The sequence below is a fragment of the Rhodococcus sp. T7 genome (assembly GCF_009872365.1).
Lineage (GTDB): Bacteria > Actinomycetota > Actinomycetes > Mycobacteriales > Mycobacteriaceae > Rhodococcus_F.
In genome coordinates this window covers 1-12290 of sequence record NZ_WXYH01000367.1, presented here as the reverse complement: position 1 = coordinate 12290, position 12290 = coordinate 1, and the positions used below count along the sequence as shown (strand labels likewise).

Annotated in this window: 11 protein-coding genes; all 11 read left to right on the top strand. The window is 65.0% G+C overall.

All coding sequences use genetic code 11. From position 1 onward, the window contains the following. Window positions 1-18 precede the first annotated feature (18 nt). From MLGJGCBP_RS38990 to MLGJGCBP_RS38940, 11 genes are read left to right on the top strand one after another with little or no spacing between them, the layout of a single operon-like run. Window positions 19-1179 (top strand): sugar ABC transporter substrate-binding protein, encoded by a 1161-nt coding sequence (locus tag MLGJGCBP_RS38990; RefSeq protein ID WP_160102592.1) that lies wholly within the window; start codon window positions 19-21, stop codon window positions 1177-1179. After that, on the top strand, window positions 1176-2783 hold the full coding sequence (locus MLGJGCBP_RS38985) for a sugar ABC transporter ATP-binding protein (RefSeq protein WP_160102590.1): 1608 nt from the start codon (window positions 1176-1178) through the stop codon (window positions 2781-2783). The genes MLGJGCBP_RS38990 and MLGJGCBP_RS38985 overlap by 4 nt, the downstream gene beginning before the upstream one ends. Beyond that, a complete protein-coding gene (locus MLGJGCBP_RS38980) occupies window positions 2780-3868 on the top strand; it encodes an ABC transporter permease (protein WP_201453316.1) in 1089 nt (362 codons plus the stop codon). The genes MLGJGCBP_RS38985 and MLGJGCBP_RS38980 overlap by 4 nt, the downstream gene beginning before the upstream one ends. After that, the gene (locus MLGJGCBP_RS38975) at window positions 3865-4896 is read left to right on the top strand and encodes a DUF7064 domain-containing protein (RefSeq protein ID WP_160102588.1); all 1032 of its coding nucleotides are present in this window, start codon (window positions 3865-3867) and stop codon (window positions 4894-4896) included. The genes MLGJGCBP_RS38980 and MLGJGCBP_RS38975 overlap by 4 nt, the downstream gene beginning before the upstream one ends. Then, window positions 4893-6104: a phosphotransferase family protein gene (locus MLGJGCBP_RS38970; RefSeq protein ID WP_160102586.1), complete on the top strand. Its 1212-nt coding sequence runs from the start codon at window positions 4893-4895 to the stop codon at window positions 6102-6104. Before MLGJGCBP_RS38975 ends, MLGJGCBP_RS38970 begins: the two co-directional genes overlap by 4 nt. Then, on the top strand, window positions 6104-6574 hold the full coding sequence (locus tag MLGJGCBP_RS38965; protein WP_160102584.1) for a hypothetical protein: 471 nt from the start codon (window positions 6104-6106) through the stop codon (window positions 6572-6574). The genes MLGJGCBP_RS38970 and MLGJGCBP_RS38965 overlap by 1 nt, the downstream gene beginning before the upstream one ends. Window positions 6575-6588: 14 nt before the next feature. Then, a complete protein-coding gene (locus MLGJGCBP_RS38960; protein ID WP_236581618.1) occupies window positions 6589-7794 on the top strand; it encodes a phosphotransferase family protein in 1206 nt (401 codons plus the stop codon). Next, on the top strand, window positions 7794-8363 hold the full coding sequence (locus MLGJGCBP_RS38955; RefSeq protein ID WP_160102580.1) for a hypothetical protein: 570 nt from the start codon (window positions 7794-7796) through the stop codon (window positions 8361-8363). Before MLGJGCBP_RS38960 ends, MLGJGCBP_RS38955 begins: the two co-directional genes overlap by 1 nt. After that, a complete protein-coding gene (locus MLGJGCBP_RS38950; RefSeq protein WP_160102578.1) occupies window positions 8360-9814 on the top strand; it encodes an aldehyde dehydrogenase in 1455 nt (484 codons plus the stop codon). The genes MLGJGCBP_RS38955 and MLGJGCBP_RS38950 overlap by 4 nt, the downstream gene beginning before the upstream one ends. Before the next feature lie 45 nt (window positions 9815-9859). Further along, on the top strand, window positions 9860-10963 hold the full coding sequence (locus tag MLGJGCBP_RS38945; RefSeq protein ID WP_160102576.1) for an NAD(P)-dependent alcohol dehydrogenase: 1104 nt from the start codon (window positions 9860-9862) through the stop codon (window positions 10961-10963). 38 nt (window positions 10964-11001) lie between these two features. Further along, a complete protein-coding gene (locus MLGJGCBP_RS38940; RefSeq protein WP_160102574.1) occupies window positions 11002-12018 on the top strand; it encodes a DUF7064 domain-containing protein in 1017 nt (338 codons plus the stop codon). Window positions 12019-12290 lie beyond the last annotated feature (272 nt).

Below are 12290 nucleotides of genomic sequence, written 5' to 3'. Positions count from 1 at the left end.
TGGAACAAGCCTGCTGGAATGAGCCGTCCTCGGCGGCGTGCCCTGGGCGCAATCTCGATCGCCATGGCGGGTGCGTTGTCGCTCGGCGCGTGTGGCGTAGGCGCAACGAACGGTGGAGGGGCGACATCCGAGGCCCAGCTTTCCGCGGCTGCGGCCAACGTCGAGTCCTATGGTCAGGTTCCCGAGTGGACCGCCCCGGGTCCCGCGCTCGACGTCTCCCAACTGCGCGGGAAGCGCATATTCGTCATCCCGATCACCAGCGGGTCGGCGTTCGAGGTACAGGTGGAGGAGGCGGAGAAGGAGATCGCCTCGAAGCTGGGGATCGACATCACCTTCTACACGAACCAGGGCACCGTCGCCGAGTGGGTGCAGGGAATGAACGCCGCGATTGCGGCAAAGCCGGATCTGATCTTTCTCGAGTCCGCTCCCGACCCGCGTCAGCTCCAGCCTCAGCTGAAGGCAGCCGGGGAGGCCGGTATACCCGTTGTCGCCTCGCACATCTGGGACAAGGGCGACCCGAACCCTCCGGCGTGCACCGGCTGTGAGGGGCTCGATGCCATCGTTCGCGGCCCGTTCGCGGATTCGGGTCGGATGATGGCCGACGCCGTCATCAACGACTCCAAGGGCAAGGCCAACGTCCTGATGGTGGGAATTCAGGGCATCAATTCGGGCGACATCGTGAACAAGGCGCAGAGCGAGGAGTACGAGCAGAACTGCCCCGGCTGCCGGGTCAAGGAAATCACCCTGACCTTGGATCAGATCAGCGGCGGTGCGCTGCAGGCGGTTACGAGCGCACTGACGAGTGACCCCACGATCGACTACATCGTGCCGACCTTCGATATCCTCGTCACGGGGGTGGTCGCGTCGATGAACACGGCCAACCGATCCGAGGGTACGAAGGTGGTCTCGTTCGGTGGCACCTCGGATGTCATGGCTCTCCTCGCGGACCCGAAGAGCCCGGTCATTGCCGACGTCGCCGAGCCGATCAGGTGGTCGGCCTACGCGAATCTGGATCAAGCATTCCGCCTGATGCTGGGGATGGCGCCGGCCCTCGAAACCACGCCCGCGCGACTCTTCGACAAGTCGAACGTGTCGGAGGCGGGTGCTCCGGCGTACACCGGCGGCTTTGGCGACGCCTACGTCGACGGCTACCTCGAACTCTGGAGTGTGAACGGGTGAACACGCAATCCACGACACCGGAGTCGGGTCGGACAGAGGAACCGCTCCTTCAGCTCAGCAATGTGTCGAAGTCCTACGGCTCGACGAGGGCGCTGAGTGACGCGACGCTCTCGCTCAATGGTGGTGAGATTCACGGACTGCTGGGGCAGAACGGATCAGGCAAGAGCACCCTGATCAAGGTCCTCGCCGGCGTCGTGACACCGGATTCGGGGTCACTGCGCCTTCGGGGTGAGGACATCCCGCTGCCCCTCACCACAAGCGAGTCCGACCGTCTCGGGCTCAGGTTCGTCCACCAGAATCTCGGGTTGGTCGATTCCCTCAGCGTGGGGGAGAACCTCCTGATCCACCGGTTCGCGAGCGGTCACCGACACATCAATTGGGGGTCGCTGTTCGCGGAGGCACGCAGTGCGCTCGATCTGTACGGGCTCAACATCGACCCACGTGCAACAGTCGGTTCCCTGACGTCGCTCGAACGGGCACAGGTGGCGATCGCGAGAGCGCTCGCGCCGATGCGTGACGACCGAGCTGAGCGCCGGAGCGCGATACTCGTGCTGGACGAGCCGACCGTCTACCTGCCGAAGAAGGAAGTCGGCGTCCTGTTCGACATGCTAGATCGTGTGATCGACGACGGTCACGGAGTTCTCCTCGTGACCCATCGGCTGAGTGAGTTGCTGGAACACACCTCGCGGGTGTCCATCCTGCGCGACGCGCGGATCAGGGACACGGTCGAGACCTCGACCACGACGGAGAACACCCTCGTCGAGCTCGCGGTGGGCTCCGGCTGGCGTGATTCGGATTCGACCGTGCCGGCGCCTGCGAACCCGGACGGCGACACGCTCGAACACAGTGTGGCGGTGCAGGATCTGCACACCCAACATCTGAGCGGATTCGGCATGCGTCTGCGAGCAGGGCAGATCCTCGGCCTCACCGGGCTCGCGGAGAGTGGCTACGAGGAGGTGCTGTACGCGCTCTTCGGGGCATCGGACAAAGCAAGGGGTGTACTCGAACTCGATGGCACCCGGGTTCAGCTGGACAAGCTGAATCCTGCTGCTGCCATCGCTGCCGGTATCGCGCTGGTCCCGGTGAACCGGCTGGCACAAGGTGTCGCCGGAAGCGCGAGCATCGAAGAGAGCGTGACGTTGCCGGTGCTGAATCACTATTTCCGTAAGGGCAGACTCCGATTGGCCGAAGCGACGGCTGGTAGCACCGATGCCATCAAGCGCTACGGCATCGTGGCGACCGGTCCCGCCGCGCGGGTCGACACCCTCTCTGGAGGCAACCAGCAAAAGGTCCTGATCGCCAAGTGGCTTCAGAAGCAGCCATCCCTGCTGTTGCTCCACGAGCCGAGTCAGGGCGTCGATGTACGTGCACGCCACGATATCTGGCGATACGTCCGGGAAGCAGCGGCCGGATGTCCCGTCCTGGTGGCGAGCTCTGACTACGACGAACTTGCCGAGCTGTGCACCGAGGTTGCGATCGTGGCCGACGGAATCGTCCTCAAGACGCTGACCGGTGACCAACTGTCGGCAGATGTCATCGCCGCGGAAACCCTGAAACTCCCGGGCAGACCGGGCATGAGTAGCGAAGGAGGAGAGGCAGCGTGAGCATCTCCGGGGAAGCGACAGTGGAGCGGGTATCGCCCGCGCCGAAGCGATCGAAGACAACTCCGCAGCGCCGTGCGGGGCGGCGATGGGATCTCGAACCGGTGGCCTTGCCGGTGACGTGGATCGCGGTGATCGTCCTCTTTGCGATTCTGATGCCGGGGGTATTCCTGACTCAGGCCAACATTTCGTCCATCCTCTCCTCTCAAGCCGTCCTCGTGGTGGTCACACTGGCGGTGGTCATACCCTTCACCGTCGGCGACCTCGACGTCTCGGTGGGTTCGGTCGTTGGCCTCTCCGCGATGCTGACCGCAATCCTGAATGTTCAGCACGGAGTCACCGCGTGGATCGCCGTGTTGATCGCGATCGTCGTCAGCGCCGCGATCGGTCTCTTCAACGGAATCGTCGCGACCCGCATGAACGTCGATCTTCTGATCGTGACGCTGGGCACCGGAAGCGTAATCACCGGCATCACAGCCTGGATCAGCCACCAAGCGACCGTTGCAGGTGTGTCTCAGGGGCTTGTCGACGCAGTGGTGGGTTATCGAATTCTCGGGATCGCTCCGGAGTTCTACTACGCGATGATCATCGCCGTAGTGCTCTTCTATCTGTTGCATTACACACCCTTTGGTCGGCGTATGCTGATCGTCGGGCAGGCCCGTGACGTCGCGACTCTGTCGGGAATCAAGGTCAACCGAGTTCGTGTCACCGGGCTTGTGTTGTGCTCCGCCCTGGCCGGTTTCGCTGGGGTGCTGTATGTCGGGACGAGCGGTAGCGCCATGCCGACGGGCGGGGCCGAGTTGCTGTTGCCGGCGTTCGCCGCGGCGTTCCTCGGCGCCACTTCGATCGTGCCGGGTCGGTTCAACGTCTTCGGCTCCGTCATCGCGGTGTACTTCCTGGTGACCGGGATCAACGGGCTGCAACTGCTCGGTGCACAGACCTACGTTCAACAACTCTTCTACGGCGGCGCACTGGTCGTCGCGGTATCGGTCTCGTCGGTGGTCCGCGAACGTCGCAGACGACGTGGGACCGCTCAGGCGGAACTCGCAATGGAAATCGACACGGCAGCCAAGGAGGCAATCAAGTGATCACCCGAGCGGACTTCGACTTTCACGAGAACGACGGGACGGACCGTACGTGGACCGAAACGATCGGGGGCGTGTTCTCCGTGCCGGAGGCGGGCATTCTTGCCAATGTCTACGTCCTGGCGCGCCCGAATCTCGGTGTGGTCACCTCCTGTGTCAACGTGCACCAGGGCTTGTGCCCCAACCCTTACGAGATCGACTTTCACGACCCGCAAGTGCACCTCCCCTGTCCCACGAGCCTGTCTGACTTCCGCCTCGACAGCGGCCTGTCCGTGACGGTGGACGACGACTGCGGCTACCACTTCGGCTACCGCAGCGACGACGGGAAGTGCGAGTTCGACCTCGACTTCAGACCGGTGATGCAGCCGTGGGACATGCACGACGCGAGCGTGAATCCGCTGCTTCCGCCGGAAGGTGTGGTCGCTGCGAGCGAGACAGGGCTGGGGGCGGGGTGGGCGCACGGCCACTTCGACCTGGTCAACGAGATTACGGGTACTTTGCGTCTGCGCGGCCGCAACTACGACGTCCACTGCGTGGAGGGCATGGATCACAGTTGGGGTCCGCGCCCGGAGACGGGCGGCCAGGATGTCGCCGTCACATGGTTGCACGTGACCCTCGGCCCGCGTTTCGCCATGCACCTCGCAGTTGCACTCGAACTCGAGAACGGCGTGGTCACCTACGGACCGCTCCGCTTCGGCTATGTCGTTGAGGACGGGGAGTTGGTTGGCATCTCCTCCGCGGAGATCACCGCCGAGGTTGAGAACCTGATCCCCGTTCGCAACCACATTCGCGCGCGGGATTCACGCGGCAGGCGGTACGAGTTCCGCGGTGTCTCCGTCGGCGGCGCCCCGTGGTACTCCTGGAACCCGTTCACCTGCTCGTTCTCCAGCCTGATGAAGTACGAGGACGGTGCGGGGCGTGTCGGACACGCCATGATGACCGACGTCTACGGCCTCGAATTCCTCGCGGCTCGCATGTCCCGTCACGGGATCGCGGAACTGCGTAGCGCCCTCAGCGATGTGACGCGATGACCGCGCTCGACGTCGCGGCCAACGATGCTCCGTCGTCTGAGCTGGCTACTCGGCTCGCCGCGGAGTTCCAGACGGATCCCGACCTGGAGCTCTCGCTCGCACGGAAGCTGGCTCGACGGTCCGACGGACCGTACCGACCGGTCACCGCCGAGGAGCTGGCGCAGTGCCTTCGGGCAATGCTGACGGATGTGCTGCACGATGACTTCGTCGTGAGTGGTGAACGCTGGTTGACGGGCGGCGCCTCGAAGATTCAGCTCGGGTTCACGCTGGAATGGATCGGACCCGACCGTGCCCGGCGCCGGGACGACATGATCCTCAGGATGGACCCCAGCGAGTCGCTCAACACCACAAACAAGGACCGCGAGTTCGAAATGGTTCGAGCACTGAACGGGACGCTGCCGGTACCGACACCGCACTGGGTCGATGCGGAGGCCACGTGGTTCCCGGAGCCGGCGCTGGTCTACGGCATCATTCCGGGTGTCGCGAAGCCCGTTGCCGCGCAGACGGGCAGGGTCGTCGGTCTGGGCACCAACTTCGGCCCGGATCTCCGCGGCCGGCTTGCACCGCAGTTCGTCGAGAACCTCGCGGCACTGCACCTGTGCGATCTCGCGGAGGCCGGGCTGAAGAACACTGCGCGACCCGAGATCGGTACCACGCAGAACGCGCTGTGGCGGCTCAACTACGAGCGGCGGATCTGGGAGGAGGACCGAGGTGAGGATTGTGCGCTGATGGAGCTGGCCTCGGCATGGATGTACGAGAACCTGCCGATCCTCGATCGGGTCAGTGTCGTCCACGGCGACTACCGTAGCGGTAACTTCCTCTTCGACGAGGCATCGGCGAGCATCACCGGTTGGCTGGACTGGGAACTCACCCACCTGGGAGACCGCCACTGGGATCTTGCGTGGTGCATACAGCCGCTGTTCGGACATCTCGCCGAGGACGGGTCCAGCTTCCTCGCGAGCGGACTGCTCCCGATCGACGAACTGCTCGCCCGATATGAACAGGCGTCCGGGCTCGGTGTCGACGAGAAACGGCTGACCTGGTTCCGCGTGCTCATCTGTTACTCGATGATGGTCAAGACCATTGCCTCGAGTTATCGGGTTGCACGTCTTGGTCGTTCACATCAAGACGTGCTTCTGGCGCGGCTCGAGGGCTCGCGGAGCGTCATCGAACTCGAATTGTTGCGTCTCCTGGACGGAGTGGTGTGATGGATTACAGCAACATCTCGGTGCGTGCATCGATCCGAGCGCTGGAGACCGTGGTCAGACCCGCAGTGCAGGCTACCGCCGACGCTCAGGCGCAGGACCAGCTCGGCCTGGTGGTCGATGCCCTTCGATTCCTCGAACATCGGATGTCCATCCTTCCGCAGAGGGACGAATTCTCCACGCGCACAGCTGTCCACCTGGCCGGCGAGCTTGCCGGTGTGGTCGCTTCCACGGATCCGGACATCGCTGCCGAGCTGCGATCTGCATGTCGGGAGGAGGACGCCACCGGTGTGGTGCGGGACCTTCTGCGCAGCTGGCCGTCACTGGTCGACGAAGACACACGTCGCTCGATCGCGCGGCTGGTCCTGGCGAGCGAACGACGACGGGTGGAGGCCGACCGAGCGTGGTTCGCGCCGCTCGGCTTCGACCCGGAACCCGAATCCATCCCGAGTCTCACCGAGGCCTGGTCATGACGCGAGGTGGAACAATGATGCGCCGTACATCCCTGTTGCTGGACAACGACGACCCGTCGGGCAAGCGTAGGGCCGAGCTGAGAGCGAGGTTCCCGACCGATCCCAGCTTTCAACACGCGATCGACCTCAAGTTCGCCCGCCGCGCGGGCCGCGAGTGGACGGGGGTCGATCTTGACACGATGACCGCTGCTGTCCGACGTCTCGTCATTGACGAATGTGGTACGGAAGCAATGGTGACCGGCGCCCGCTGGCTCACCGGAGGTGCCTCCAAGATTCAGATGGCCTTCACCCTCGTGCTTCCCGACGAGGAACCTCGGGGGCTTCTGGTGCGGATGGACCCTGCAGAGACCCTCAACGCCACAATCAAGACGGTCGAGCGTGATCTGCTCGCCGCGATCGGTGGCGCGATCGCGGCTCCACAGGTGTTGTGGGTGGATCAGGACGCGAATTATTTTCCCGAGCCGGCCCTAGTGTGCTCGATGATTCCTGGTGTCACCAAGCCCACGGACACGGGTTCCGGCCAGGTGACCGGGCTCGGGACCAATTTCGGAGAGCGCCTGCGCGCCACCCTCGCGCCCCAGTTCGTGGACAATCTGGCGACACTGCACGGCCTGCCCGCGGACGGGATGGGGACGCCGGCTCTGACCGTGCCCGAAGTCGGAACGACGCAGAACGCTCTGTGGCGGATGAACTTCGAACGTCAGCTCTGGGAGCTGGACCGAGCGGAGGAATGCCCGCTGATGGATCTGGCGGCCCTCTGGATGGAGAACAATCTCCCCGTCCTCGACCGCGTCAGCGTCGTACACGGCGACTATCGCAGCGGCAACTTCCTCTTCGACGAGCGCTGCGGTCGGATCCTCGGTGTACTCGACTGGGAATCCGGGCACCTCGGTGATCGCCACGCTGACCTCGCCTACACGACGCAGCCGCTCTACGGCCATATCGCCGAGGACGGCAGAACTCTGCTCGCCGGGGGCCTGCTTCCGGTGGAGCAACTGTTCGAGCGCTACGAGGCGGCCTCGGGGCTGAGCGTCGATCCGAATCGGCTCCGCTGGTACTCGGTCCTCGCGAGCTACTCGGCCGTCGTCAAGACGCTCGCGACCGCGATGCGAGTCGCACGACTCGGCCGCTCACACCAGGACCCGCTCCTGGCGCGTCTCGAGGGCACGGTCCCGACGTTGCTCCGGCAGTTGACCCACCAACTCGAGGAGGTGCTCTGATGGATCACATCCCCACCACTGCTCGCGCATCGGCGCGGACCATGGACAACCTAGTCATCCCGGCGCTGCTGGAGAGCGGTGACGGACCTGCTGTCGAACAGGCGCACCTGATCCGGGACTTCCTGCAGTTCGTTGCGGATCGCGTGCACCTTGTCGGCCCCCGGATCGCATTTCAGCTACGCCATGCCGTCGGCTTGGCCGAATCGGTTGTCGTCGAGGCCGGCCACCCCACGGGCTCGGCCGTCGTCGCGCTGTCCGACGCACTCGCACAGGCCAGGGGAGCGGAGTCGCTCGAACCGGACGAACTGATGGACCTCATGGACCTGCTGCAGCGGAGGATGTTCGCCGTTGTCCGTCGGACCTCGGAGCACGGGGACGGCGTCGTGGCGGCGCGGCTGCAGCGCCTGGTTCTCGACGCGATGCGCGAGCGCGTGGAGGCGGACCGGGCGTGGCTCGCACCGATGGGCTTCGACCCCGAGCCGTCGACGATCGGTGATCTTCACGCGCTTCACGGCATCGGCAGCGAGCACAATCGCCAACCCTCGGAACTATCACAGGAGCGCCAGTGAACACACTCGACTACTCCCACTTCTACATCGGCGGCGACTGGATTGCTCCCGCCGGTCGGCAGACCCTCGACGTGATCAACCCTGCCACGGGTCAGCGGGTGGGCTCCGTACCCCGCGCCGGCGGAGCCGACATCGACAACGCCGTGTCCGCCGCCCGCAAGGCCTTCGACGACCCGGACGGCTGGTCGCGCTGGACGCCCACTCGACGCGCGGAGACGCTCGAACGGTTTGCGACCGAGCTCGAGAATCGCGCCGGTGAGATGCCGCAGCGGGTCAGCATGCAGAACGGCATGCCCATCACCGTCGCAGAAGGCTTCGAAGGCTCGTTCCCGCCTGTGATGATCCGCTACTACGCGGACCTGATGCGCGAGCTCCCTGCAGAAGAGCGCCGACCCGGATTGCTCGGCGGCACAACCCTGGTGGTACGCGAGCCCATCGGCGTCGTCGGGGCAATCACTCCGTGGAACGTTCCCCAGGGCATCTCGTCGCTGAAGGTGGCGCCGGCACTTGCCGCGGGCTGCACGGTGGTACTCAAGCCCGCGGAAGAGACCGTTCTCGACGCGATGTTGTTGGCGGAGGCGGCGCATGCGGCCGGTCTCCCGGCAGGTGTGCTGAACGTCGTTCCCGGCGGCCGCGAGGTCGGCGCGCATCTTGTTGCGCACCCCGGTATCGACAAGGTGTCGTTCACCGGATCCACCGCGGCGGGGCGCTCGATAGCCGAGACCTGTGGTCGCCTGCTGCGTCCGGTCACGCTCGAGCTGGGGGGAAAGTCGGCGGCGATCATCCTCGACGACGCTGACCTTACCTCGCGGCTCGACAGCCTGTACGGCGTCACCCTGCTCAACAACGGTCAGGTGTGCTGGCTCAACTCGCGAATCCTCGCCCCGCGGTCGCGCTACGATGAGATCGTCGACGTGGTCTCCGATCTGGCCCGATCGCAGGTTGTCGGTGACCCGCTGGACCGGAACACGACCGTCGGACCCCTAGTGTCCGAACGGCAGCGCGCGCGGGTCGAGGACTACATCGCGAAGGGCAAGAGCGCCGGTGCCCGCCTCACAGCCGGTGGGGGGCGGCCGAACCTCGACGCGGGGTGGTTCGTCGAGCCCACGGTCTTCGCCGACGTCGACAGCACCTCGGTGATCGCCCAGGAGGAGATCTTCGGTCCGGTGCTCACGGTGATCCCCTACACGGACGAGGCCGACGCGGTTGCCATCGCGAACAACACCGAATACGGGCTGGGCGGGACGGTGTGGACGGAGGATGCCAAGCGTGGCGAGCGGATTGCGCGGCAGGTCCGGTCCGGAACCATCGGCATCAACGCCTACGCGAACGATCCCACAGCACCGTTCGGCGGGGTCAAGTCGAGTGGGTTGGGGCGGGAGCTCGGTCCCGAGGGCCTCGCCGCGTTCCTCGAGCTGAAGTCGGTCTACCTCGACCCCACGCTCTCGTGAGCGTGTCACATTCCCGCAGACCGTATCGATTTGTCCGGAGGCATCATGAAAATTAGCGCCGCTCTTGCCACTGCGCCCCACACCGAACTCGAGTTCCGTGAGGTTGATCTCGACGCTCCTCGTCCCTGCGAGGTCCTGGTCGAGATCAAGGGTGTGGGCCTCTGCCATACCGATCTCGCTGCACGTGACGGGATCTACGGACTGCCCTATCCGATGGTGCTCGGCCACGAGGGAAGCGGGATCGTCGTCATGGTCGGCTCCGAGGTGACATCGGTTCGGCCCGGCGACGCTGTCGCGCTCTCCTTCAGCAGCTGCGGTAGCTGCAACCCGTGCTCGAACGGACGTCCGGCGTACTGCAGCCGTTTCACCGAAGAGAACTACATCGGAACCCGGCCGGACGGCTCGACGCTGATGTCGGACGAACAGGGCGTTGTGCACAGCCACTTCTTCGGCCAATCGTCCTTCGCCACCCACGCCATCGCGAACGAACGCAATGTGGTCAAGGTGGATCCGGAGCTCGTGGAACTCGTCGGTCCCCTCGGATGTGGCCTGCAGACCGGGGCCGGAGCGATCATGCGGTCCATGGCATGCCGACCCGGATCGAGCCTGATGATCCTCGGCGCAGGCCCGGTTGGCCTGGCCGCGGTGATGGGCGCTGTGATTCAGGGCTGCGCCGAAATCATCGTCGTCGAGCCGCACGCCACGCGACGTGACCTGGCGCTGGAGTTGGGCGCGACACGCGTACTCGATCCCGGTGCCAGCCCGGCGGCCGGCCAGGTTCTCGAGTTGGCGCCGAGCGGCGTCGACTACGTGTTCGACACCACCGGGAGAATCGAGATGATCCAACAGGGAATCGAGACGGCTGCGAGCAACGCCGTCGTCGGTCTGGTCGGAGTACCGGCCGACTTCTCCGTCGACCTACCTCTGAACATCGTCGCGACGATGCAGAAGGGCCTGTGCGTCAAGGGAATCGTCGAGGGTGACAGTGATCCGCAGGTCTTCGTCCCCGAACTCATCGAGCACTACAAGGCGGGGCGGTTCCCGTTCGACCGACTGATCACGACATTTCCCCTCGCGCAGATCAACGAGGCGGTCGCAGCCCAGCACCGGGGTGAGGTCGTCAAAGTTGTCCTCGTTCCCGACTCCTGACACGGACCACCATTCCAAACTAGTGATTCGGAGACCTCATGATTTACCCGCACGACGCAGACTTCCACCCCAGCGACCCGTCGATGACGACATGGGCGGAGACGATCGGATTCTGGTTCGCCGTGCCCGAGGCGGACATCTACGGCAACATCTACGTGCTATGTCGTCCGAACGTCGGTGCGTCGTACTCCTCGATCAATGTGATCCAGGGCCACAACCACCACCCGTTCTCGGTGGACTTCACCGACCCGCACATGCACGTGCCCTGCCCGGACTCGATGTGCGACTTCTCGTTGCAGAACGGATTGCGCGTCCAGGTGACCAAGGCGCCCAACAACTATCACTTCGTGTACGAGTCGCCCGCCGAGGACGCCTGTTCGCTCGATCTCGTGTTCGAGGGCGTCATGCCAGCCTGGGACCCGAACGATCCGTCCGAGAATCCGCTGCTCGGACAGCCGGACAAGACCGACCTCGGGCTGGGAGATGCCTGGGCGGGAGGTCACCTCGACTTCGTCGGACGGGTCACTGGCACCCTCACGGTGCGTGGAAAGACCTACGCCGTCGACTCCATGGGGGGCATGGATCGGAGTTGGGGACAGCGCACCGAGCTCGGGCAGGCCGCGATCAGCTACCTCCACATCCCCTTCGACGACGATCTCGGCTTCCACGTCGTCACCGGTATCGAGCTCGATCGCGGCCAGGTGAATTACGAACCGCTCCGATTCGGCTACGTCTACGACCAAGGCCGGGTCTTCGGGCTCACGGACGTCACCATGCACGGCGCGCAGGCACAGGGCCTGCTGCCGTTCTCGAACGTCATCAGCATGACGGACTGCCGGGGCGAGAGCTGGACGGTGCGGGGTGTCGCGGTGGCGAACGCACCGTGGTACACGTTCAGTCCGTCGTATGTCACGTTCCAGGGACTGATGCGCTACGACCTCGGGGACCGCGCCGGTTTCGGCCTTCAGGCCGACACGTACGGCATCGAGTTCCTCGCGGAACGGACATCTCGCCACGGTCGGTTGACGTCCACCGCGTACGGCCCTGGAATCTGACGGGTTTCGTTCCGCGCCGGCGGTGACGCCTGCATCGACCGACCGACTGGGGGATCGATCCCGGCCGCGCCGCCGACTGGCTGCGCTCGGGTGCCGTACGTGAGGCCGCCGCGGAGACCTGACCTGAACTGCCGGACGATCGGCGTCCGGACCACCACGAAAAAGCCTTGCGGCGACCACCTGGGATCGCCGAACTGAGAAGGAGTGACCTCGTGACCGAGCCCACGACATGGGAAACGTTCACGCTCGACCGGCCGGAACCCGGCATCGCC

Coding starts and splice junctions, on each gene's coding strand:
- MLGJGCBP_RS38960 (WP_236581618.1), top strand. CDS start 6,589: ATGATGCGCCGTACATCCCTGTTGCTGGACAACGACGACCCGTCGGGC.
- MLGJGCBP_RS38945 (WP_160102576.1), top strand. CDS start 9,860: ATGAAAATTAGCGCCGCTCTTGCCACTGCGCCCCACACCGAACTCGAG.
- MLGJGCBP_RS38955 (WP_160102580.1), top strand. CDS start 7,794: ATGGATCACATCCCCACCACTGCTCGCGCATCGGCGCGGACCATGGAC.
- MLGJGCBP_RS38965 (WP_160102584.1), top strand. CDS start 6,104: ATGGATTACAGCAACATCTCGGTGCGTGCATCGATCCGAGCGCTGGAG.
- MLGJGCBP_RS38970 (WP_160102586.1), top strand. CDS start 4,893: ATGACCGCGCTCGACGTCGCGGCCAACGATGCTCCGTCGTCTGAGCTG.
- MLGJGCBP_RS38990 (WP_160102592.1), top strand. CDS start 19: ATGAGCCGTCCTCGGCGGCGTGCCCTGGGCGCAATCTCGATCGCCATG.
- MLGJGCBP_RS38940 (WP_160102574.1), top strand. CDS start 11,002: ATGATTTACCCGCACGACGCAGACTTCCACCCCAGCGACCCGTCGATG.